Origin of the sequence: Enterobacter ludwigii, assembly GCA_023023105.1 — a bacterium.
GTDB lineage: Bacteria > Pseudomonadota > Gammaproteobacteria > Enterobacterales > Enterobacteriaceae > Enterobacter > Enterobacter adelaidei.
Genome location: CP083824.1, coordinates 172,286 through 195,993 on the forward strand (window position 1 = coordinate 172,286; position 23,708 = coordinate 195,993).

Annotated in this window: 20 protein-coding genes and 2 pseudogenes; 12 read left to right on the forward strand and 10 right to left on the reverse strand. The window is 54.7% G+C overall.

Going from position 1 to position 23,708, the window contains the following annotated elements; all coding sequences use genetic code 11:
* Positions 1-241: 241 nt before the first annotated feature.
* Positions 242-1,066, forward strand: a complete 825-nt coding sequence (locus LCD46_00785; GenBank protein ID UOY70923.1) for a protein bax — start codon at positions 242-244, stop codon at positions 1,064-1,066.
* A 39-nt stretch (positions 1,067-1,105) separates the two neighbouring features.
* Here LCD46_00785 and LCD46_00790 read toward each other — a convergent pair whose 3' ends face one another.
* The 4 genes and pseudogenes from LCD46_00790 to LCD46_00805 all read right to left on the reverse strand — a co-directional run bounded on the left by LCD46_00790 (position 1,106) and on the right by LCD46_00805 (position 5,678).
* Positions 1,106-2,284, reverse strand: coding sequence for a XylR family transcriptional regulator (locus LCD46_00790; protein ID UOY70924.1), 1,179 nt, complete (start codon positions 2,282-2,284; stop codon positions 1,106-1,108).
* Between the two features lie 33 nt (positions 2,285-2,317).
* A complete protein-coding gene (locus tag LCD46_00795) occupies positions 2,318-3,499 on the reverse strand; it encodes a sugar ABC transporter permease (protein UOY70925.1) in 1,182 nt (393 codons plus the stop codon).
* A complete protein-coding gene (locus LCD46_00800) occupies positions 3,477-5,018 on the reverse strand; it encodes a xylose ABC transporter ATP-binding protein (protein UOY70926.1) in 1,542 nt (513 codons plus the stop codon). Before LCD46_00800 ends, LCD46_00795 begins: the two co-directional genes overlap by 23 nt.
* Positions 5,019-5,090: 72 nt before the next feature.
* Positions 5,091-5,678 (reverse strand): annotated as a pseudogene (locus LCD46_00805) (substrate-binding domain-containing protein).
* 68 nt (positions 5,679-5,746) lie between these two features.
* On the opposite strand from LCD46_00805, the gene LCD46_00810 reads away from it, so the two are divergent.
* The 5 genes and pseudogenes from LCD46_00810 (at position 5,747) to LCD46_00830 (ending at position 11,210) form a co-directional block, all read left to right on the forward strand.
* On the forward strand, positions 5,747-6,727 hold the full coding sequence (locus LCD46_00810) for an IS5 family transposase (GenBank protein ID UOY70927.1): 981 nt from the start codon (positions 5,747-5,749) through the stop codon (positions 6,725-6,727).
* 147 nt (positions 6,728-6,874) lie between these two features.
* Positions 6,875-8,134 (forward strand): annotated as a pseudogene (xylA, locus tag LCD46_00815) (xylose isomerase).
* Between the two features lie 60 nt (positions 8,135-8,194).
* Positions 8,195-9,649, forward strand: a complete 1,455-nt coding sequence (gene xylB, locus LCD46_00820; GenBank protein UOY70928.1) for a xylulokinase — start codon at positions 8,195-8,197, stop codon at positions 9,647-9,649.
* A 101-nt stretch (positions 9,650-9,750) separates the two neighbouring features.
* Positions 9,751-10,314 (forward strand): isochorismatase family protein, encoded by a 564-nt coding sequence (locus LCD46_00825; protein UOY70929.1) that lies wholly within the window; start codon positions 9,751-9,753, stop codon positions 10,312-10,314.
* Complete coding sequence (locus tag LCD46_00830) at positions 10,290-11,210, forward strand: helix-turn-helix domain-containing protein (protein UOY70930.1); 921 nt, start codon at positions 10,290-10,292, stop codon at positions 11,208-11,210. Before LCD46_00825 ends, LCD46_00830 begins: the two co-directional genes overlap by 25 nt.
* Here the strand turns inward: LCD46_00830 and LCD46_00835 are convergent.
* Positions 11,203-12,198, reverse strand: coding sequence for an acyltransferase (locus LCD46_00835; GenBank protein ID UOY70931.1), 996 nt, complete (start codon positions 12,196-12,198; stop codon positions 11,203-11,205). The genes LCD46_00830 and LCD46_00835 overlap by 8 nt on opposite strands.
* A 183-nt stretch (positions 12,199-12,381) precedes the next feature.
* Here LCD46_00835 and LCD46_00840 point away from each other — a divergent pair, with 183 nt between their 5' ends.
* The 4 genes from LCD46_00840 (at position 12,382) to LCD46_00855 (ending at position 17,687) form a co-directional block, all read left to right on the forward strand.
* A complete protein-coding gene (locus LCD46_00840; GenBank protein UOY70932.1) occupies positions 12,382-12,687 on the forward strand; it encodes a hypothetical protein in 306 nt (101 codons plus the stop codon).
* 160 nt (positions 12,688-12,847) lie between these two features.
* Positions 12,848-13,759, forward strand: coding sequence for a glycine--tRNA ligase subunit alpha (gene glyQ, locus LCD46_00845; GenBank protein UOY70933.1), 912 nt, complete (start codon positions 12,848-12,850; stop codon positions 13,757-13,759).
* Positions 13,760-13,768: 9 nt separating this feature from the next.
* Positions 13,769-15,838 carry a glycine--tRNA ligase subunit beta gene (gene glyS / locus LCD46_00850; protein ID UOY70934.1) on the forward strand — a complete coding sequence of 690 codons (2,070 nt, stop codon included), beginning with the start codon at positions 13,769-13,771 and terminating at the stop codon, positions 15,836-15,838.
* Positions 15,839-16,067: 229 nt separating this feature from the next.
* Positions 16,068-17,687 (forward strand): ATP-binding cassette domain-containing protein, encoded by a 1,620-nt coding sequence (locus LCD46_00855; GenBank protein UOY70935.1) that lies wholly within the window; start codon positions 16,068-16,070, stop codon positions 17,685-17,687.
* Positions 17,688-17,725: 38 nt separating this feature from the next.
* Here LCD46_00855 and LCD46_00860 read toward each other — a convergent pair whose 3' ends face one another.
* Positions 17,726-18,013 carry an HTH-type transcriptional regulator gene (locus LCD46_00860; protein UOY70936.1) on the reverse strand — a complete coding sequence of 96 codons (288 nt, stop codon included), beginning with the start codon at positions 18,011-18,013 and terminating at the stop codon, positions 17,726-17,728.
* A 330-nt stretch (positions 18,014-18,343) separates the two neighbouring features.
* Here LCD46_00860 and LCD46_00865 point away from each other — a divergent pair, with 330 nt between their 5' ends.
* The gene (locus LCD46_00865; protein ID UOY70937.1) at positions 18,344-19,054 is read left to right on the forward strand and encodes a DUF3053 domain-containing protein; all 711 of its coding nucleotides are present in this window, start codon (positions 18,344-18,346) and stop codon (positions 19,052-19,054) included.
* 246 nt (positions 19,055-19,300) lie between these two features.
* Entirely contained in the window at positions 19,301-19,513 is a 213-nt protein-coding gene (gene cspA, locus LCD46_00870) for an RNA chaperone/antiterminator CspA (protein UOY70938.1), read from the forward strand.
* Between the two features lie 58 nt (positions 19,514-19,571).
* Here the strand turns inward: cspA and ghrB are convergent, their stop codons facing one another.
* The 4 genes from ghrB to LCD46_00890 form a co-directional block, all read right to left on the reverse strand.
* Positions 19,572-20,546 (reverse strand): glyoxylate/hydroxypyruvate reductase GhrB, encoded by a 975-nt coding sequence (gene ghrB, locus LCD46_00875; protein ID UOY70939.1) that lies wholly within the window; start codon positions 20,544-20,546, stop codon positions 19,572-19,574.
* A 26-nt stretch (positions 20,547-20,572) separates the two neighbouring features.
* Positions 20,573-21,853, reverse strand: coding sequence for an MFS transporter (locus LCD46_00880; GenBank protein UOY70940.1), 1,281 nt, complete (start codon positions 21,851-21,853; stop codon positions 20,573-20,575).
* Positions 21,854-21,935: 82 nt separating this feature from the next.
* Entirely contained in the window at positions 21,936-22,874 is a 939-nt protein-coding gene (locus LCD46_00885; GenBank protein ID UOY70941.1) for a sugar kinase, read from the reverse strand.
* A 3-nt stretch (positions 22,875-22,877) separates the two neighbouring features.
* Complete coding sequence (locus tag LCD46_00890) at positions 22,878-23,627, reverse strand: sugar phosphate isomerase/epimerase (protein UOY70942.1); 750 nt, start codon at positions 23,625-23,627, stop codon at positions 22,878-22,880.
* Positions 23,628-23,708 lie beyond the last annotated feature (81 nt).

A 23,708-nucleotide genomic window follows, 5' to 3' on the forward strand; every position in this document is an offset into this window, starting at 1 on the left:
TCTGCCAGGAGGACGCGAGAGGATGAGTGATCTCGCGCAAAATTAAGCAGTTATCTGCGATACCGCACACATTTTTTCGGGAATGGTGTTTTTGTGAGCAAGTTTTAGATGACATAGTTTCGGAATTGGACTATTTCTATACGTGCTCTTGAAGTCTATTTTTGATATGATTTGAGATTCCGCTCTCAAATTTGTGAAAAAAATAAGGTGTTAGGATGATTACATCCGACCAGGAGACCTAATGATATCGACTCCCATTCGACGATATGGGGCTGCGATACTCATGTTACTCACCACGGCATTTTCGGGTGAGGTGCTTGCGAAGACGCACACGGATACAACGAGTAAGAAAGCCCACGTTATAAAGACGACAAGTAGTAAGGTTAGCAGTAAACAAGAGTATTCTCGCAATAGTGCAAAGAGTAGTTCACTTCCTGATTTGCGAAAATACCCTTCCGGAACACCAAGGAAAAAAGCGTTTCTCCGGACGGTAATGCCTTACATCACGAGTCAAAATGCCGCGATTACTGCGGATCGTAACTGGCTGATTTCCAAACAGTACGATAGCCGCTGGTCGCCGTCAGAACGCGCGCGTCTGAAAGATATCACGAAGCGCTACAAGCTGAGCTGGAACGGTAACACGCGTCGTGTGCCGTGGAATTCTCTGCTGGAGCGTGTGGATATCATCCCGAATAGCATGGTTGCGACCATGGCGGCAGCCGAAAGCGGCTGGGGCACGTCAAAGCTGGCGCGTAGCAACAACAACCTTTTCGGCATGAAATGTGTGAAAGGTCGTTGTAACAATGCGCCTGGTAAGGTGAAAGGCTATTCGCAGTTTGAATCCGTGAAGGATTCCGTAAGTGCCTACGTGGTGAATCTGAACACGCATCCGGCCTATTCATCGTTCCGTAAATCACGCGCACAGCTGCGTAAAGCGGATCAGGAAGTGACGGCCACGACGATGATCCACAAGCTGAAAGGTTATTCGACGAAGGGACAGAGCTATAACAACTATCTGTTCGCCATGTACCAGGATAACCAGCGCTTAATCGCCGCCCATATGTAATCTCAAAAAAACGCCTTCCACTGGAAGGCGTTTTCTTTTCTATATCAGCACCTCACTGTAGCGATCCCGGTACTCTTTTGGCGTGGTGTCGTACTCTTTGCGAAACACCGAATAGAAATATTGCAGAGACGGGTAGCCGCACATCTGCGAGATTTCGTTAATCGACAGTGACGTGGAGATGAGCAAGCTGCGCGCTTTCTCCAGCTTTTCAGCATGGATGACGGCATGAATGGTTTCGCCCACTTCTTCTTTGAAGCGTTTCTCCAGATTCGAACGCGAAATACCCACCGAATCCAGCACCTGATCGACCTTAATTCCCTTGCAGGCGTGGTTGCGAATAAAGTGCATGGCCTGAATAACGGCCGGGTCGCTTAAGGAGCGATAGTCGGTTGAGCGACGTTCTACGACGCGGACAGGAGGCACAAGCAACCGCTGAAGCGACAGGGATTCTTTATCCAGCAGGCGATGCAACAGCTTCGCTGCCTGATAACCCATCTGACGCGTCCCTTGTGCAACGGAGGAGAGCGCCACGCGAGACAGATAGCGGGTGAGTTCTTCGTTATCAATGCCAATCACGCACAGTTTTTCCGGTACCGGGATGTGCAAATGTTCGCATACCTGCAAAACGTGGCGTGCGCGGGCGTCCGTGACGGCAATAATCCCGGTTTGCGGTGGCAGCGTTTGCAGCCAGTCAGCCAGACGGTTTTGCGCGTGCTGCCAGTTTTCAGGGGCGGTTTCCAGCCCCTGATACACTACGCCACGGTACTTCTCCTGCGCGACCAACTGGCAAAACGCGTGTTCACGCTCAACGGCCCAGCGCTTGCCGCTGGTGGCGGGTAAGCCATAAAAAGCGAAGCGATGGACGCCTTTCTCTTTTAAATGGAGAAAGGCTGCCTCCACCAGGGCATGGTTATCGGTGGCAATATAGTGAACCGGCGGATAGTGTTCGGGGGAATGGTAAGAGCCGCCGACGCCCACAATCGGGACGTCGACGTCTGTCAGCAGTTGCTCAATGACGGGATCGTCATAGTCGGCGATAACGCCATCACCCAGCCAGTCTTTGATGTTCTCCAGACGGGTACGAAAATCTTCCTCAATAAAGATATCCCATTCGGATTGCGACGCCTGCAAATATTCACCAACCCCTTCAACAACCTGACGGTCATAGGCTTTATTGGCATTGAATAACAACGTAATGCGGTGACGCTTTTCGAACATGGCTCTCTTCCCAATTAAGTCATCATACTGTTATCAGGCCCGTCGTTTGGTGGCCGAGTCCATCCAGACGGCGAGTAAAAGAATGGCCCCCTTGACGATATACTGCCAAAACGTCGGGACGTCCATCATACTCATCCCGTTATCCAGCGAAGCCATAATAAATGCGCCCATTACGGCCCCCGCCACGCTACCGATACCACCTGCGAGGCTGGTACCACCAATTACGCAGGCGGCGATGGCATCCAGCTCGGCGATGTTACCGGCGGAGGGAGAACCAGCCCCCAGACGTGAGCTGAGGATCAACCCGGCGATAGCCACCATCAGACCGTTAATGGCGAACACCGCGAGTTTGGTACGCTCGACATTGATCCCGGAGAGGCGAGCGGCCTCCAGATTGCCGCCGATGGCGTAAATGCGGCGGCCAAATGCGGTACGCGTGGCCATAAACATGCCACCCAGCAGTAACAGTGCCAGCAGCAATACAGGCGTCGGGACGCCACGGTAGTCGTTCAGAAGCCAGATTGCGCCTAGCACAATAACCGCCGTAAGGGCCTGACGCCCCACCACGGACGTTGATGCAGGAGAAGCCAGCCCCAGTGCCTGACGGCGCATGCGCCCACGCCACTGCCACGCGACAAACGCCAGCAAACCTACCACGCCAATCGTAAAGCCCACGCTATCGGAGAGGTAACTCTGACCAATCTGCGACATCGCCGTGCTGGTGGGGGAGACGGTGGTGCCGTTGGTAATGCCGATTAAGATCCCGCGGAAGGCCAGCATCCCTGCCAGAGTGACAATGAACGACGGGACTTTACGGTAGGCAACCCACCAGCCGTTCCAGGCACCGAGCACAAGTCCCAGCACCAGCGTTACCGCAACGGTCAACGGCAGCGGCCAGCCAAGCCAGACGTCAAAAATGGCCGCCACGCCACCGAGTAAACCCATCATCGAACCGACTGACAGGTCGATCTCCGCTGAGATAATCACGAACACCATGCCCACAGCCAGAATGCCGGTGATGGCCGTCTGACGCAGCAGGTTAGAGACGTTACGCGCACTTAAGTACGAGCCATCGGTCATCCAGGTAAAGAACAGCATGATGACGATAATCGCCGCGATCATCACGAAAACCTGCAGGTTCAGCGCTTTTAGCCCCGCAAATGATCCGGGCGTCGGAACCGCGACTTTGATATCAGACGGATTGCTTTTCGACATGACGTTCGCTCCTTAAAGCGGCTTCCATCACCTGCTCCTGCGTCAGGTTCTGGTTAATCAGGTTGGCTTTCAGTTTTCCCTCGTGCATCACCAGCACGCGGTCACTCAGACCGAGCACTTCGGGTAATTCAGACGAGATGACAATGACGGCAATCCCTTGCTGTACAAGCTGATTAATCAGTTTGTAGATTTCATATTTGGCGCCGATATCAATCCCGCGCGTTGGCTCATCAAGGATTAATATGCGTGGATTGAGAAGCAGGCAGCGCGCCAGAATGGCCTTCTGCTGGTTGCCCCCACTCAGTCGGCCAATGGCCAGTTCCGGAGAGGATGTTTTTACCTTCAGTCGGGCGAGCGACTGGAGAATACACTGCTGCTCAGCGGCATCATCCAGGCTGCTCAGGGTGCCGGAGAACTGATCAAGAGCTGCAAGGGTGATGTTTTTACCCACTGCCATGACCGGTACGATGCCGTCTTTTTTGCGGTCTTCCGGCACCATGGCAATGCCGCGGGCAATCGCCTGTTGGCAGTTGTCGATTTTCACCGGCTGACCGTCGATATATATCGTGCCCTCCCAGCGCCCCGGCCACACGCCAAACAGACACTGTACGGCTTCGGTGCGCCCGGCGCCGACTAACCCGGCAATACCGAGAATTTCGCCGCTGTGCAGAGAAAACGAGACGTTATTTACACGCTTGATGTGGCGGTTAACGGGATGCCAAGCGGTCAGGTTTTCCACGCGCAACACTTCATCGCCGGTTGCATGAGGTTCATTCGGGTAGAGCGCCGTCAGCTCGCGGCCTACCATCATAGTGATGATGTCATCTTCACTCATGCCTGCGGCTTCGCGCGTGCCGATGTGTTGCCCATCGCGGATCACGCAGATGGTGTCAGAAATGGCTTTGACCTCATTCAGCTTGTGCGAAATGTAGATACAGGCGATGCCGTGGTTTTGCAGATCGCGGATGATATTGAGCAGTACCGCGGTTTCCTGTTCGGTGAGCGACGCCGTTGGTTCATCAAGGATCAGCAGCCTGACCTGCTTATTAAGCGCTTTCGCAATTTCGACCAGCTGCTGCTGCCCCAGACCAAGATCGCCCACGCGGGTATCCGGTGAAATGCTGAGACTCACCTGCGCCAGCAGCTTTTCACAGCGCAGCGTCATGGTGTCGTAGTCCAGCACGCCGTGGCGGGAAATCTCAGCCCCAAGGAAAATGTTCTCCAGCACGGTGAGATGCTTCACCAGTGCCAGCTCCTGGTGGATGATGGCGATGCCTTTACGTTCGGTATCGCGAATGTGTGTCGCCTGGATGACTTCACCGGCAAAGACGATTTCGCCTTCGTAGCTGCCGTACGGGTAGATCCCGCACAGCACTTTCATCAATGTTGATTTGCCCGAACCGTTTTCACCACACAGCGAAACCACTTCGCCGGGGTTCAGCCGGAGACTGACGTTGTCGACGGCTTTCACCGTACCGAAGCGCTTAGTGATGCTTTTCATTTCAAGTAAATAAGACATAACTGCTCCACGTAACCCGAGGGAAGAACAGTACAACGTGATGCGCCCCTGCAGAGCAGGGGCTGCGTAAGGTTACAGTTCGCTCTTCTTGTGGAAACCGTCTTTAATGACAGTGGCGTCAATGTTCTCTTTATTGACTTCAATCGGTGTGAGCAGGCGAGCCGGAACATCCTTCAGCCCGTTATTCAGCGTCGCGTCTGCTTTAGGCTGCTTACCATTACCCAGCTCTACGGCGATTTCCGCAGCCGTATTGGCGAGCTGGGTAATGGGTTTGTAGACCGTCATGGTTTGGGTGCCTGCGATAATGCGTTTTACACCGGCCAGATCGGCATCCTGACCCGATATCGCGACTTTACCGGCCAGCCCCTGGGCGCTTAGTGCCTGGATAGCACCGCCTGCGGTGGCATCGTTGGAGGCCACAACCGCATCAATTTTGTTATTGTTGGCAGTGAGTGCGTTTTCCATAATTTTCAGCGCGTTTTCTGGTAGCCAGCCGTCGGCCCATTGATCGCCAACCACTTTAATTTTTCCGTCGTCGATGTAAGGTTTAAGGACTTTCATTTGCCCTTCGCGGAACAGTTTGGCGTTGTTATCCACCGGAGAACCGCCCATCAGGAAATAATTACCCTGAGGCACCTTGTCGATCAGGCTTTGCGCTTGGGAAGGTGCGAACAAGTCCCTGATATGAGATCATGTTTGTCATCTGGAGCCATGGAACAGGGTTCATCATGAGTCATCAACTTACCTTCGCCGACAGTGAATTCAGCAGTAAGCGCCGTCAGACCAGAAAAGAGATTTTCTTGTCCCGCATGGAGCAGATTCTGCCATGGCAAAACATGGTGGAAGTCATCGAGCCGTTTTACCCCAAGGCTGGTAATGGCCGGCGACCTTATCCGCTGGAAACCATGCTACGCATTCACTGCATGCAGCATTGGTACAACCTGAGCGATGGCGCGATGGAAGATGCTCTGTACGAAATCGCCTCCATGCGCCTGTTTGCCCGATTATCCCTGGATAGCGCCCTGCCGGATCGCACCACCATCATGAATTTCCGCCACCTGCTCGAGCAGCATCAACTGGCCCGTCAATTGTTCAAGACCATCAATCGCTGGCTGGCCGAAGCAGGCGTCATGATGACCCAAGGCACTTTGGTGGATGCCACCATCATTGAGGCACCCAGCTCTACCAAGAACAAAGAGCAGCAACGCGATCCGGAGATGCATCAGACCAAGAAAGGCAATCAGTGGCACTTTGGCATGAAGGCCCACATTGGTGTCGATGCCAAGAGTGGCCTGACCCACAGCCTAGTCACCACCGCGGCCAACGAGCATGACCTCAATCAGCTGGGTAATCTGCTTCATGGAGAGGAGCAATTTGTCTCAGCCGATGCCGGCTACCAAGGAGCGCCACAGCGCGAGGAGCTGGCCGAGGTGGATGTGGACTGGCTGATCGCCGAGCGTCCCGGCAGGGTAAAAACCTTGAAGCAGCATCCGCGCAAGAACAAAACGGCCATCAACATCGAATACATGAAAGCCAGCATCCGTGCCAGGGTGGAGCACCCGTTTCGCATCATCAAGCGGCAGTTCGGCTTCGTGAAAGCCAGATACAAGGGGCTGCTGAAAAACGATAACCAACTGGCGATGTTATTCACCCTGGCCAACCTGTTTCGAGTGGACCAAATGATACGTCAGAGGGAGAGATCTCAGTAAAAACCTGAAATAACGCCAGAAATGGTGGAAAAAATAGCCTAAATAGGCTGATTCGATGTGTTTGCGGGAAAAAAATCGGCCCAGATCCGCGAAATTTTAATCAGCGAGTCAGCTTGGGAAGAAATGACCTGCTTATTCGCACCTTCCTTAGCATTTCGTCACTACAACCCGGATGAGCTGGTGCTGGGTAAGCGCATGGAAGATCATCTGCGCTTTGCCGCCTGTTACTGGCATACCTTCTGCTGGAATGGTGCCGATATGTTCGGTGTGGGTTCCTTTGACCGCCCGTGGCAGCAACCTGGTGAGGCCATCGAGCTGGCGAAGCGTAAAGCCGATGTGGCGTTTGAGTTCTTCCACAAGCTGAACGTGCCGTACTACTGCTTCCATGATGTCGATGTGTCACCGGAAGGCGCGTCGCTGAAAGAGTACCTGAACAATTTTGCGCAGATGGTGGATGTGCTGGCGGCGAAACAGCAGCAAAGCGGCGTGAAGCTGCTGTGGGGCACGGCAAACTGCTTCACCAACCCACGTTACGGTGCGGGCGCGGCAACCAATCCGGATCCGGAAGTGTTTAGCTGGGCGGCTACGCAGGTTGTGACGGCAATGAACGCCACGCATCAGTTGGGTGGTGAGAACTATGTTCTGTGGGGCGGTCGTGAAGGCTATGAAACCCTGCTCAACACCGATCTGCGCCAGGAACGCGAGCAGATTGGCCGCTTTATGCAAATGGTTGTCGAGCATAAGCACAAAATCGGTTTCCGCGGGACGCTGCTGATTGAACCGAAACCGCAGGAACCGACGAAGCATCAGTATGACTACGATGTGGCGACCGTGTACGGCTTCCTGAAGCAGTTCGGCCTGGAAAAAGAGATTAAAGTTAACATTGAAGCCAACCATGCCACCCTGGCGGGTCACTCTTTCCATCACGAGATTGCCTCTGCTATTGCGCTGGGCATCTTCGGCTCTGTTGATGCTAACCGGGGCGATGCACAGCTGGGCTGGGATACAGACCAGTTCCCGAACAGCGTGGAAGAGAATGCGCTGGTGATGTATGAAATCATCAAAGCGGGTGGTTTCACCACGGGTGGCCTGAACTTTGACGCCAAAGTGCGTCGTCAGAGTACCGATAAATACGATCTGTTCTATGGCCACATTGGCGCGATGGACACGATGGCGCTGGCGCTGAAAGTGGCCGCGCGTATGATTGAAGACGGTGAACTGGATAAACGCGTGGCGAAGCGTTACAGCGGCTGGAACAGTGAGCTGGGCCAGCAAATTTTGAAAGGTCAGTTATCACTTGCGGAAATCGCGAAGTACGCTGAACAACATCAACTGGCACCGCAGCACCAGAGCGGGCACCAGGAGTTGCTGGAAAATCTGGTCAATCACTATCTGTTCGATAAATAACAGCATCCAGGCCCGGTCGGCGCAGCGCCACCGGGCATTTCTGTTAAAGGAGTCACCGGAATGTATATCGGGATCGATCTTGGCACATCGGGTGTGAAAGCCATCCTGTTAAGCGAGCAAGGCGATGTGGTAGCAACACAGACAGAAAAGCTGCAGGTTTCACGTCCGCATCCGCTGTGGTCGGAACAGGATCCGGAGCAGTGGTGGCAGGCGACGGATCGTGCAATACAGGCCTTAAGTGAACAACACAGTCTGCGTGACGTGAAAGCGCTGGGGATCGCCGGGCAAATGCACGGCGCTACGCTGCTGGATAGCCAGCAGCGCGTGCTTCGTCCTGCGATCCTCTGGAACGATGGCCGCTGTGCAGAAGAGTGTGCGCTTCTTGAGGCGCGCGTGCCCACATCCCGTGACATCACCGGCAACCTGATGATGCCCGGTTTTACTGCGCCCAAATTACTGTGGGTGCAGCGACACGAGCCGGAGATTTTCCGTCAGGTGGCGAAAGTCCTGCTACCGAAAGACTATCTGCGCTTTCGTATGACGGGCGATTTTGCGTCCGACATGTCTGATGCCGCCGGCACCATGTGGCTCGACGTGGCGAAACGTGACTGGAGCGAGGCGATGCTGGATGCCTGCCATTTGACCCGCGAGCATATGCCCGCACTGTTCGAAGGCAGCGAAATTACCGGTACATTGCTGCCAGCCGTTGCTGAACGCTGGAATATACCTGCCGTACCGGTGGTGGCCGGTGGCGGTGACAACGCGGCGGGTGCCGTGGGCGTCGGCATGGTTGAGGCGGGACAGGCGATGCTTTCTCTGGGAACGTCTGGCGTCTATTTTGCCGTCAGCGACGGGTATCGCAGCAATCCTGAAAGTGCGGTACACAGCTTCTGCCATGCCCTTCCGGGGAAATGGCATTTGATGTCGGTCATGCTCAGTGCGGCGTCTTGCCTGGACTGGGCGGCGAAGCTGACCGGCATGGCCGACGTTCCGGCGCTCATTTCTGCGGCGCAGCAGGCGGATGACGCTGCGGGTACCGTCTGGTTTTTACCGTATCTTTCCGGCGAGCGTACGCCGCACAACAACCCGGAAGCGAAAGGGGTGTTCTTCGGTTTAACCCATCAGCATGGCCCGGCAGAACTGGCGCGTGCGGTGCTGGAAGGTGTGGGCTATGCGCTGGCCGACGGAATGGACGTGGTGCATGACTGCGGTCTGAAACCGGCAAGCGTCACCCTGATCGGCGGCGGTGCGCGAAGCCCTTACTGGCGACAGATGCTGGCGGATATCAGTGGATTGCAGCTGGATTTTCGCACCGGTGGCGATGTCGGGCCAGCACTTGGTGCCGCGCGTCTGGCACAGATAGCCATCAACCCTGAAAAACCGCTTTCGCAGCTGTTGCCGCAGCTTACGCTTGAACAGGCGCATTTACCTGACGCGTCACGCCATGCGCGGTACGCGGAAAGACGCGACGTGTTCCGCAAAATCTATCAGCAGCTGCTGCCGCTGATGTCGTAAATACGCTTGTCCTGGATAGGCACGAGGATGTCCTTTTTTGGTCTGTGCGTGCCTTCCTTTCCTTGCCAGTATGGTGTCACACCCACTGGCGAGGAGATCTCATGTCACGCATTGCATTAATCAATATTGATACGCAGCAGTCGTTCCATCATCGCTATTACTGGCAGGAGGACGACATTCCTGCCTTTCAGCAGGCGATGCTGGGGCTGATTGAGGGCTGCCAGGCACGCAATATTTCGGTCGTTGATATCTTTCATGTCGATGAAGATGGCCCTTTCACCCTGCAGAGCGGCTATGTCAAACCAATGGCCTTTTTGCGTCATCAGCCGGATGTGGTTTTCCAGAAACACGTCCATAATGCCTTCACGGATACCGGGCTCGACCGCTGGTTGCGCGAGCGTGATATCAATCAGCTTATTATCTGCGGCATTCGCACTGAACAATGCTGTGAAACCACGGCACGCGTGGCATCCGATCTGGGTTATGCTGTGACCTTTGTTAGCGAGGCAACGCTTACATTTCCAATGACCTACAAGGGCATTACCCTTAGCGCAGCGGAAATTCGCCACCGTACCGAGACGGTGCTGTCCGGGCGTTTTGCCGAGATTAAAACGGTAGCGGAGACGCTGGAGTCATTGAAATGCGCATCGACGTCTGGTTCGTGATGTTGCCCGGGGTGCTGTCATTAGATATGACGGGCCCGGCGGAGACCTTTGTGCTGGCTGGCAACGCGTTTCGTCTGCATTACATTGGCCCGCAACCGGACGTTCCGACGTCGATAGGTCTGACGATGAGCGGCATTAAGCCGCTGCCCGAAAGCCTGCCTCCCGGCAGCCTGCTGGTCCTGCCGGGGGTGAGCGACTCCCGCTGTCAATTCTCAACGCCACAGGCGCAGCAGATCCAGCACTGGCTGATGCGCCTGCAACCGCAGATCCAACGCCAGGATATTACCGTGATGTGTGTCTGTTCTGGGGCCTTACTGGCGGCGAAATCAGGCCTGCTGAATCACCGTCAGTGTACAACCCATCATGATGTTATTAACCGTTTACGCACCGCGGCTCCCACGGCGATGATTAAAGAAAACCGGATATTTGTGCAGGATGAGAATATCTGGACCAGCGCAGGGATCACCTCTGGCATCGATCTGGCACTGCATATGATTAACCGCCTGTGCGGCCCGGAAAAGGCGCTGGCCGTGGCACGTGAGATGGTGGTCTGGTTCCGCCGCTCCGGCGATGACCCCCAGTTATCCCCGTGGTTGCGCTACCGTAATCATCTTCATCCGGCCATCCATCGGGCGCAGGATGCGCTCACCGCCGAGCCGCAAAAAACATGGAATTTGCCTGAGATCGCCGCCGTGGCGCATGTCAGCCCACGTCATCTAACCCGGCTTTTTCAGTCGCATTTAGGGATTAGCGTTCGCGATTATCTGGAGCAGTTGCGTCTGGCGGTGGCGGAGCAGTGGTTGTTGCAGGGGCGCGCCGTGGAGCAGGCTTCATTGGCGGCAGGGTTTTCCTCCCCGCGCCAGTATCATCGAGCCCGGCAGCGAAGCGTTAACTGACGAAGCGGCGCGTGTCTATTTTTTGCAGCAGCATCGACAGCAGCAGGCTGACAACCAGCGTGGCGACAAAAATCCAGATAATATCCAGCACCGGCCAGCTTTTCAGCTCAACGCCCCTCGTTCGTAGCGCGTGGATGATCAGCGCGTGAAATCCATAAATCCCCAGAGAATGCCGCGAGATAACGCTCAGCATGGGCAAGGGACGCGTATTCAGGGTATTTTTGGCTAGCGTGAGGAGCGATGCGGCACAGATAAAGACCATTGGTCCGCAATACAGATACCAGGTATCGGCAAAATTGCCACGCCACTGCAACTCGTGCAGCGTCCCGCGTGAAATCACCGCCACGCCAGCGATGAACAACGCCCCACACAGCCAGTTCATACCGCGTTTTTGAGTATCCATCATCCCAATGGCGCGCCCCAGCATGCCGTACAGCACGTAGTAAAACGTATCGCCGCTGATATAGAGGTTGACCGGTAACCATTCAAAACCGTCGAGTTTCTGCGAGACAGTATTCGGGTTGGCAATGACGCCAATGACGACCATCAGAGCCAGGAGCATTTTGCCGCTGACGTTTTTCACCTGGATAAGCGGGGAGACCAGATAGATAACGATAATGGCGAAGAAGAACCACAGGTGGTAGAACACCGGTTTTTGCAGCACGTATTTTAGCGATAACCCGGCATTAATGGAGGTAAACAGGCTGATGTAGAGCAAGGCAACGGCGCTGTAAAATCCCAGGCAGGCGGCGATGCGGATAAAGTGCTTTGGTTGCGCACTACGCTCGCCAAAAAAGAGAAAGCCGGAAATCATAAAGAATAGCGGCACGCTGACGCGCGAAGCCGCGTTGAGAATATTGGCGATATCCCAGTTAACAGGAGTGATGCTGTGCGGATTCGTGACATACCAGGTCGTCGTGTGGATCATCACCACCATCAGACACGCTATTCCTCGCAGGTTATCAATCCAGTTAATTTTTGACTGCATCAGTTCCTCGTATTCCCTGTAAATTGAGTATGACTGTCATTTTCCAGAAGTCTTCTTCTGGAAAAATCTGAGTTTTATTCAGAAGGCTTGTAGGGAGGCCGCGAGATTCGCAGAATGCCGGACCGTAATCTATAAAAGCTTTGATACTAAAAATAACAGCCACTGACCAGGGCGGTGATAAAAATGATGATGAAGCGTGTGGCGTCACTCTTTCTGCTGTTCATGCTGGCAGGGTGCAGTGCCCCACAAGAAGCCCCCGTGCAAAAAGCGCAGCAGGGGAAAATAAGCCCGGAACGTTCGCTGAATATGGAACAGCTCTGTAAGGGGCAGGCGGCCCGACGCTATAACTCGGACGTGCAGAAAATTGATGTCACCGGGTTTGAGCGCTTTCAGGGAAGTTATGAGCTGAGGGGTTATACATCCCGTAAAGAGGGCTTTATCTGCTCGTTTGATGCGGATGGCCAGTTTTTACACCTCTCCATGCGTTAGCCTGCTCGTATAATCTACAGCCAGACGCCATCAGCGCTCTGGCTTGACGGCTTATTTCCCAATTTTCCCTAAACAAACCCGTTTCATACTGTATATCTTGCAGCCAGCGGGTATACTGGTCCCTTCCATTTAAAACCACACGTATCCAGCACGAAATACTATGCAAAAGTTTGATACCAAGACCTTCCAGGGCCTGATCCTGACCTTACAGGATTACTGGGCTCGTCAGGGCTGTACCATTGTTCAACCTTTGGACATGGAAGTCGGCGCAGGCACTTCACACCCGATGACCAGCTTACGCGCGTTGGGGCCGGAGCCAATGGCGACCGCGTATGTGCAGCCTTCCCGTCGTCCGACCGATGGTCGCTACGGTGAGAACCCGAACCGTCTGCAGCATTACTATCAGTTCCAGGTGGTGATTAAGCCATCACCAGACAATATTCAGGAACTGTACCTCGGGTCACTGAAAGAGCTGGGTATGGATCCAACCATTCACGACATTCGTTTCGTGGAAGACAACTGGGAAAACCCAACGCTGGGTGCTTGGGGTCTGGGTTGGGAAGTGTGGCTGAACGGTATGGAAGTGACCCAGTTCACCTACTTCCAGCAGGTTGGTGGTCTGGAATGTAAACCGATTACCGGTGAAATCACTTACGGTCTGGAACGTCTGGCTATGTATATTCAGGGCGTAGACAGCGTTTACGACCTGGTCTGGAGCGACGGCCCGCTGGGTAAAACCACCTACGGCGACGTGTTCCATCAGAACGAAGTGGAGCAATCCACCTATAACTTCGAATACGCAGACGTGGACTTCCTGTTCACCTGCTTCGAGCAGTACGAGAAAGAAGCGCAGCAGTTGCTGGCGCTGGAGACTCCGCTGCCGCTGCCTGCTTACGAGCGTATTCTGAAGGCCGCCCACAGTTTCAACCTGCTGGACGCCCGCAAAGCCATCTCCGTGACTGAACGTCAGCGCTACATTCTGCGTATTCGTACCCTGACCAAAGCCGTTGCAGAAGCTTACTATGCGTCCCGTGAAGCCCTTGGCTTCCCGATGTGCAATCGAAACAAATAAGAGGCGGCCATGTCTGAGAAAACTTTCCTGGTGGAAATCGGCACTGAAGAGCTGCCACCAAAAGCCCTGCGCAGCCTGGCTGAATCTTTTGCTGCGAACGTGACTGCCGAGCTGGATAACGCTGGCCTGGCACACGGTAAAATTGAGTGGTTTGCTGCACCGCGTCGTCTGGCGCTGAAAGTGGCAAATCTGGCGGCGTCTCAGCCGGATCGCGAAGTCGAAAAACGTGGCCCTGCAATTGCCCAGGCGTTTGACGCCGAAGGCAAGCCGAGTAAAGCGGCTGAAGGTTGGGCGCGTGGTTGCGGTATTACCGTTGACCAGGCTGAGCGTCTGACCACCGACAAAGGTGAGTGGTTGCTGTACCGTGCGCATGTGAAAGGTGAAAGCGCAGAAGCGCTGCTGCCTGACATGATTGCCACTTCCCTGGCTAAGCTGCCTATTCCAAAACTGATGCGCTGGGGTGCGTCTGACGTGCACTTCGTGCGTCCGGTTCACACCGTGACCCTGCTGTTGGGCGATACCGTTGTTCCTGCCACCATTCTGGGCGTAGCGTCCGATCGCGTGATCCGTGGCCACCGCTTTATGGGCGAGCCTGAGTTCACCATCGACAACGCCGATCAGTACCCAGAGATCCTGCTGGAACGCGGTAAAGTCATTGCTGACTACGAACAGCGTAAAGCCAAAATCAAAGCGGACGCGGAAGACGCGGCGCGCAAGATTGGCGGTAAAGCCGATCTGAGCGACAGCCTGCTGGAAGAAGTGACTTCACTGGTGGAATGGCCGGTTGTACTGACCGCGAAATTCGAAGAGAAATTCCTGGCCGTTCCGGCTGAAGCACTGGTGTACACCATGAAGGGTGACCAGAAGTACTTCCCGGTTTATGCCAACGACGGCAAACTGCTGCCAAACTTCATCTTCGTTGCCAATATCGAATCCAAAGATCCGATCCAGATTATCTCGGGTAACGAGAAAGTGGTTCGTCCACGTCTGGCGGATGCGGAGTTCTTCTTCAACACCGACCGTAAAAAACGTCTGGAAGATCATCTCCCACGTCTGCAGACCGTGCTGTTCCAGCAGCAGCTGGGTACGCTGCGTGACAAAACTGACCGTATCGCGGAGCTGTCTGGCTGGATCGCGCGTGAAATTGGTGCGGACGTAAACCACGCCACTCGTGCTGGCCTGCTGTCCAAGTGTGACCTGATGACCAACATGGTGTTCGAGTTTACCGACACCCAGGGTGTGATGGGCATGCACTACGCGCGTCACGATGGCGAAGCGGAAGATGTGGCAGTTGCCCTGAACGAGCAGTATCAGCCGCGCTTTGCGGGTGACGAACTGCCGTCTAACCCGGTGGCTTGCGCCGTCGCGATTGCCGATAAGATGGACACCCTGGCGGGTATCTTTGGCATTGGTCAGCATCCGAAAGGCGATAAAGACCCGTTCGCGCTGCGTCGTGCTGCACTGGGCGTGCTGCGCATCATCGTTGAGAAGAACCTGAACCTGGATCTGCAGACCCTGACTGAAGAAGCGGTGCGTCTGTATGGTGACAAGCTGACCAACGCGAAAGTCGTGGATGACGTGATCGACTTTATGCTCGGTCGTTTCCGCGCGTGGTATCAGGACGAAGGCTACACCGTCGATACCATTCAGGCGGTACTGGCGCGTCGTCCAACCCGTCCGGCCGATTTCGATGCGCGTATGAAGGCGGTGTCCCACTTCCGTACGCTGGAAGCGGCATCTGCCCTGGCCGCGGCCAATAAGCGTGTATCTAACATTCTGGCGAAATCCGACGAGACGCTGAACGAGCGCGTGAACGCCGCGACCCTGAAAGAGCCGGAAGAGATCGCTCTGGCAATGCAGGTTGTGGTGCTGCGTGACAAGCTCGAGCCGTTTTTCGCTGAAGGTCGCTACCAGGAAGCGTTGGTAGAACTGGCGGAACTGCGTGACGTTATCGACGCCTTCTTCGAGAAAGTGATGGTGAACGTAGAAGATAAAGAGCTGCGTATCAACCGTCTCTCTATGCTCGAAAAACTGCGCGAGCTGTTCCTGCGCGTGGCGGATATTTCGCTGCTGCAGTAATGTGCCCGTTGCTACAAATGCTAAAAACCCGCTTCGGCGGGTTTTTTTATGGTGTGTTGCTGAAAATTTAACCTTGAAATGTTCAACGCATTCCCGCTATCCTTGTCCCCGTTAAATTTCGCCCTCAGGAGCGCCCCCCAAAAATGAACAAACACGACTGATGAATTTCGATCCTTGCTAAACGCCACCGCGTCGGCAGGGGATGTTTTGATTTCATTCAGGAGTGCTTATGGCTCATTTTGCGCAGTCCCCTTCTTTTATTTTGCATCAGGTCACCTGTCAGTTTGCGACGGGCGATACCCTTTTTGGTCCGCTGAATTTTTCTCTGGAAGCGTCTTTGTGCGCACTGGTTGGCCGCAACGGCAGCGGGAAAACGCGTCTGCTACGCTTGCTTGCAGGGCTTGATGAGCCCGCAAGCGGGCATATCGAACGTACAGGAACACACGTCTATGTGGCTCAACAGCAGGATATTTTGCCGCACACTACGCTGGCTGAGCTGCTCGGATACGAGGCAATCTTCGCGGCGCGATCGCGTATCGACAGCGGGGACTATCAGCCTGAAGATCTGGAAATGCTCGACGGGAACTGGGATTTAGCAGAACGCCTGAGCGAGGCGTTTATCCATGCGAAATTGCCACCGTTTGACCCCGATAAAATAGCCAGCGAATTCAGCGGCGGTGAGCGCATTCGCGCCCTGCTGTGCGGCGCATTCACGGCACAAGCAGATTATCTGTTGCTGGACGAACCCACCAACCATCTTGATCGACAAGGCCGGACGTGGTTCTACGACCAGCTTGCCTGCTATCAGGGCGGCGTGCTGGTGGCCTCCCATGACCGCGAACTTCTGGAGCAGGTGTCGCGTATCCTTGAACTGAGCGCCTCGGGTCTGCGCAGCTACGGCGGGAATTACGCGGACTATACCCATCAGCGGGATTTTGAACAGCAGGCGGCCCGCGCGGCGCTGGAACATGCGGCGACGGAGCGAAAACGCACCCGAGCGCGAATGCAAAAAGAGCATGACGACAGCCAGCGGCGTTCGGCAAAGACATTGCGCACCGTCGATACCCTGAATATCGCGTCGTTCGAGCGGGTCAAATATAAAGGCGCGGCAAAGGAGCGGATCGGCTCCTGGAAAAAACAGCACAGCGATCAAAATGAAGCGCTGAACGCCGCGGTGAACAAGGCTCGCGAGCGGGTTGAAGCGGATAATCCGGTGATGTTTACCTTGCCTGGAAGCCAGATCCCCGAAGGGAAGCAGGTGCTGGTTATGGAGGATTTGGTGTTGCCGCATGTGCCAGTTCCTCCGATCAACTGGCGGATGGACGGACCGATGCGCGTAGCGTTAAAGGGACCGAACGGCTGCGGAAAGTCGACATTGTTAAAAGCGATCCTCGGTGAAAATACCCCTCGTTCCGGTGCCTGTAAGGTATCTGTAAGCTGTGCTTATCTCGACCAGCATCTGTCTCAGCTCGATCTTTCGCAGTCGGTCATGACGCATCTCAATCTGGGGAATACACCGCTGGATGAGGGCGTGATACGAACCCGTTTAGCCCAGCTTCAACTGGGTGCCGACAAGGTCACGCTCCCGCTGGCAGAGTTGAGCGGCGGCGAACGTCTTAAGGCTGCCCTGGCCTGCGTACTGTGGCGCGCGGAGGCTACGCAGCTCCTGCTGCTGGATGAACCGACCAACCATCTGGATCTTGCATCAGTCCAGGCGATTGAATCGGCACTGGCTGGCTTCCCCGGTGCGCTGCTGGTGGTGTCACACGATGAGGCATTTTTAAAAGGGTTAATGTTGACGCATGAGCTGGTGTGGGAAGAGGAGGGTTGGCGCTGTGAAAGTCTTTAAACACAAGCCCCCGCAGAGGCGGGGGCATTCGAACGTTATTACGCTATCTGTTTGCTGAATGCAGGGCTGGCCTGAATCAGGCGCATCAGCTTTAACTCGGTTGGCGTGGGTTTTTCACGTTTTGACTCCCACTCCTGTACCATCGCCACGCTGACACCCATTGCTCTGGCGAATTCTTCGGTTTTCAGTCCTGTCCCTTTGCGCAATTGCTCATATTCTGTAAAGGGATTGGACTTTTGTTGCAGGGTAATCGTCTGCGGTACATCTTTAAAAATAATCTGTTCCAGACTGCTCAGCAGCTCAAACTCAGGATCTTTATATTCCATTGAGAACTCCTCTTAAATCACACATCGGGATCAAGAACATCAGAGAGCCAATTAAGGATAGTCTCTAATACAAACGAGGGATCGTCATGGTTGTGATTAATCGTGCGGAAAAGATTGCTTTGCCCGTATCAACGATATGGATAGTTATGCTAATTACCTGATTACTCATATGTCGGCGTCGTCAGGCATTTTTTGTAAAGGCTAAGAAATAAAACGGCAATAGCCGTTTTGATTGAAAAGAGTATCTTGCAAGGCTGACCTGGACTATCCTTGTCAGCGTTGGGCACGCGTGTGCCGGTGTGCGCTTTTTTGGGTGAAAGGAGTAATAAAATGGCGACAGGAAAGTCCTGCTCTCGCTGGTTTGCGCCTATTGCGGCGTTGTTGATGGTTGTTAGCCTGAGTGGGTGTTTTGATAAAGAAGGCGATCAGCGCAAAGCGTTTATCGATTTTCTGCAGAATACAGTGATGCGCAGCGGCGAGCGGTTGCCGACGCTGACTGCGGATCAGAAAAAACAGTTTGGCCCCTTCGTGTCCGATTACGCCATTCTTTACGGTTATTCACAGCAGGTGAGCCAGGCGATGGATTCCGGTATTCGTCCGGTGGTGGATAGCGTGAACGCCATCCGCGTGCCACAGGATTATATGACCCAGCGTGAACCGCTGCGCCAGTCCAACGGTGCACTCGGCGTGCTGAGCCAGCAGCTGCAGAATGCGAAAATGCAGGCTGATGCGTCACGTTCAGCGCTGAAGCAGGGCGACGATCTCAAACCGGTCTTCGACAAAGTGTATGAGAAAGTGGTGACGAAACCTTCTGAAGCGCTGCAGCCGTTGATTCCGGCCGCACAAATTTTCACGCAGCAGCTGGTTCAGGTGGGTGACTTCATCTCCCAGCAGAATACGCAGGTGAGCTTTGTCGCTAACGGTATTCAGTTCCCGACCTCGCAGCAGGCAAGTCAGTACAATACGCTGATTGGACCGCTGGCCTCCCAGCATCAGGCCTTTAGTCAGGCGTGGACTGCAGCGGTCACCGCCACAGAATAAACTGAAAAACCCCGCCTCAGGCGGGGTTTTTTTATTCCTGATTAAAATAACGCTTGTCATTCCTCTGGCACATCGGTATAACTATTCCCGTCGGTTTGTTACACAGACCTAAAGCAGTTTAGTAAAGCAGTCCAGATTGTTATCCATAGATACCCTTCGTAGTGACCCTTCCTTCATCGCTTAAAAATCTGTAACGCAATCCATCAAGCCGGAAGGCACAATATATTTGTTAATAAGGTAATTTCTATGTCTGCTAAAATGACTGGTCTGGTAAAATGGTTCAACGCTGATAAAGGTTTCGGCTTCATCACTCCTGACGATGGCTCTAAAGACGTGTTCGTACACTTCTCTGCTATCCAGAACGATGGCTACAAATCTCTGGACGAAGGTCAGAAAGTTTCCTTCACCATTGAAAGCGGCGCTAAAGGCCCAGCAGCTGGTAACGTTGTAAGCCTGTAAGCTTCCAACCCAGTAGCAAAGAATTTAAAAACTCGCCTTCTGGCGGGTTTTTTCGTTTCTACTGTTGTATCTGCGGGTTGACGCAGTTTAGCTCCACTTTTCCGCTGAGTGCGGCGATCAGGTTATCTACCGCCGTGGCCGCCATATTGTAGCGTGTTTCATGGGTGGCTGAGCCGATGTGGGGCAGGGCAACCACGTTAGGCAGCGAAAGCAGGGGAGAATCCACCGGAAGCGGCTCCTGTTCAAATACGTCCAGACCTGCGGCATGGATCTCGCCGTTTTGCAGGGCTTCAATCAGCGCCTTCTCATCCACCACCGGGCCACGACCCGCGTTGATGAAAATGGCTGATTTCTTCATCTTCGCGAATTCCTCTTTGCCAATCAGATGATGCGTTTCTTCCGACAGCGGCAGGATCAGGCAAACATAATCGGCTTCCTGCAGCAACGTATCCAGCTCGCAATAGCGCGCGTTAAAGCGCTCTTCAGCTTCACTGTGATGGCGGCGCGCGTTATACAGAATCGGCATGTTAAAACCAAAATGTGCGCGCTGCGCCAGCGCCAGCCCGATACGCCCCATGCCAACAATGCCCAGCGTTTTGCCGTGAACATCCACGCCAAACCAGTCCGGACCAATGCTCTTTGTCCATTCGCCCGCTTTGACGCGTTCAGCCACTTCCACCACGCGACGGGCCGTGGTGAGTACCAGCGCCATCAGCGTGTCGGCCACGGTTTCCGTCAGGGCATGTGGCGTGTGCATCAACAGGATCTTGCGGGCGTTAAGAGCATCCACATCGAAGTTGTCGTAACCCACGGAAACGGTAGAGGTAGCACGAAGCTTCGGCATTTTTTCCAGCAGGGCGATATCCACTTTTTCGCTTGAACCCAACAGGCCTTCGGCGCTGGCGAACGCTTCAGCGTGCTGTGCCACGGTCTCCGGGCTCAGGTTCTTCACCTGCGTGACGCTGAAGTGTTCTTCAAGACGTTTCTGCAGATCTTCCGGCAGGGCTTTATACAAAATGACGGACGGCTTCATGCTAATCTCCGTTGATTTCTAAGGATTCAGGCGTGGCGTGCGCCGACGGGGTGTTGTTGATTGTTAGCAGGCTTAACAATCAGAGTAAGCCACACGGAGGCGAAAAGCGCTACCCCCATAAAGATGTATGATGCGGATGGACTGCCCGTAGCACCGTTCAGATAACCGACAAACCAGGAGCCGCAGAACGAACCCAGCGCACCCATACTGTTAATCAGCGCCATCGCGCCGCCCGCCACGTTACGCGGCAGCATTTCCGGAATGATGGCAAAGAACGGACCGTACGGGGCGTACATGGCTGCACCGGCAATGACCAGCAGAGCGTAAGAGGCCCAGAAGTGATTCGCACCTACGGCCCAGGAGCCAATGAAAGCAAAGGCAGCGATCAGCAGCAGCGGCCAGACAAACAGCTTACGGTTCTGCAGTTTATCCGATGCCCACGATGCGACGATCATGGCGATGGTTGCCGCCAGATACGGCACGGAAGAGAGCCAGCCTACCTCTACCATGCCGAGGTTTTCGCCACCGCTGCGGATAATCAACGGCAGCCACAGCACAAAGCCGTACACGCCAATACTCCAGGTAAAATATTGCGCACAAAGCAGGATCACGTTACGCGAGCGGAAGGCTTCACCATAGTTACGTACGGCCTTCAGACCTTGTTGTTCTTTATCCAGCTGTGCCTGCAGCGCCGCTTTTTCGTCTTCGGAAAGCCATTTCGCCTGAGCCGGCTTATCTTTCACCAGCACCCACCAGCAGAAGGCCCAGATAACCGCGGGTACCCCTTCGATGATAAACATTTCGCGCCAGCCGAAGGACTGGATCAGGTAGCCGGAAACTACCGACATCCACAGTACCGTGACCGGGTTACCGAGGATCAGGAAGGTATTCGCGCGGGAGCGTTCAGATTTAGTAAACCAGTTGCTGATGTAGATCAGCATCGCCGGCATGACGGCCGCCTCAACGACGCCGAGGATAAAGCGAATGGCGGCCAGTGTAGGAATATTGTTCACCACGCCGGTCAGTGATGCGCAGGCACCCCACAGGATCAGACAGATGAAGATCAGCTTACGCACGCTGCGGCGTTCGGCGTAGATAGCGCCGGGGATCTGGAAGAAGAAATAACCCAGGAAGAAAAGGGCACCCAGCAGAGAGGAGATACCTTTGGTGATCCCAAGGTCTTCGGTGATCCCCGCCGCGGACGCGAAACTGAAGTTGGCACGATCAAGGTACGCCAGGCTGTACGTGATAAACACGATTGGCATGATGTACCACCAGCGTTTCACTGCATTGGTCGAACTGTTCATAGGCTTGCCTCTGTTGTTGAGGTTGTTACCGCCGTTGTCTGTAGGGTACACGGTGGTTTGTTTTGTTGAGTGAGGGGAATGTTTATTCGTTAAGCTCTGCTCGGGTTGGTAATCCTTCGCTATCGCCTTGTACCTGAATAGCCAGCGAGCCTATCCTGTTGCCCCGCGCGACGGCTTGCTGCAGTGGTTTACCTTCCAGCAGAGCGCTAATGACTCCCACGGCAAAGCCATCGCCCGCGCCGACGGTGTCGACCACGTTTTCAACTTTTACCGCAGCGACCGCACCTTGTTCACCTTCGGCGGTTTTAAACCATGCACCATCGGCACCGGTTTTCAGCACCACGGCTTTTACCCCTTTATTCAGGTAGAAGTCGGCGATGCCTTCAGGCGTGCTTTCACCGGTGAGGATCATCCCTTCTTTCACTCCCGGCAGAACCCAGTCAGCCTGGAATGCCAGATGGTTAAGTTTCTCCACCATTTCCGCTTCACTTTTCCACAGCACCGGACGCAGGTTAGGATCGAAAGAGATCGTTTTACCCTGTGCCTTCATGATAGATGCAGCATGATCCAGCAATGCGTATGAGCTGGCTGAGAGCGCTGCCGCCACGCCGCTCAGGTGCAAATGGCGTGCAGAGGCAAAATAGTCGGCGTGGTAATCTTCCACTGAGAGATGGCTTGCCGCCGACCCTTTACGGAAATACTCCACAATGGGATCGGTTCCATTTTCGACCTTAGATTTAAGCTGAAAGCCGGTCGCGAAGCGCCCGTTGAGCGTCACGCCTGCCGAATCAATCCCTTCTTTTTTCAACGAGTCGAGAACGAAATGACCGAAGCTATCGTCCCCTACGCGGCTGACCCAGCCCACGTTAAGGCCGAGACGCGCCAGACCGGTTGCGACGTTCAGCTCTGCGCCAGCCACGCGTTTGATGAAATGCTCTACCGCGCTCAGCTCGCCGGTTTCGGTAGCGACAAACATCGCCATGGCCTCGCCAATCGTAATGACATCCAGCGTCTTGTGCATGGTTTACTCCTCGCGCAGCAGGTTGACGTAATGGCGGGTAACGGCGGTTAAATCCGTCCCTTCCAGCGGAAACTCGATACCGCGCGGGGCATCGGCGGGTAACTGGCAGAGCAGATCCAGCCAGCGCGCATCAGCACGATCCGGTGCCACGGCGCGGAAATTATCCTTATGCGGAACGGCGGCTTTAACGTGGATATAGCTCACAGCAGGGGCCAGATGACGGGCGGCTTCTTCAGGGGAGTCGCCGACCCATAGCCAGTTACCCATATCGAAGGTTAGCGTAACGGGCAGTGCCCTCTCCCGGCAGGCAGCTTTAAAGCGCTGCATTGGCGCAAGCTGGCCGCAGTCGGTCTGGTCGTTTTCCACCACCAGTGCCATGCCGCTTTTATTCAGCAGGTTCCGCAGGGCTTCAAGCGGCTGGGTGTCGCTGAAATACCCGAGTGAAACTTTCAGCCACAGCGCATTCAGGGTGCTGGCCTCGGAGAGATAGCGGGGCAGGTCCGGGTTGAGGGTACCGTCAGGCATAAACAGGGCGGCGGGGGCGGAGTAACACGCCAGCAGGCCCAACAGTTCAATAGATTCACCCAGCGCAGGCAGTGCCAGTAACTCTTCGCTGTTGAACAGCTCGCGGCGGATCTCCACGCCGTCGGCACCTGCGCCCGCAATCACGGGAAGCATTGCCCGTTGACCGCCTGCCTGTCGCACCTGTTCCGCGCCGTACGCGGCGGTGACCACCATGATTTTCCTGCCCATCTTCGGACTCCATCGCAACATATCAATGTTATTACGCTATATGGAACCGGTTCCAAAGGAAAGTTCAGGATGTCGAAATTA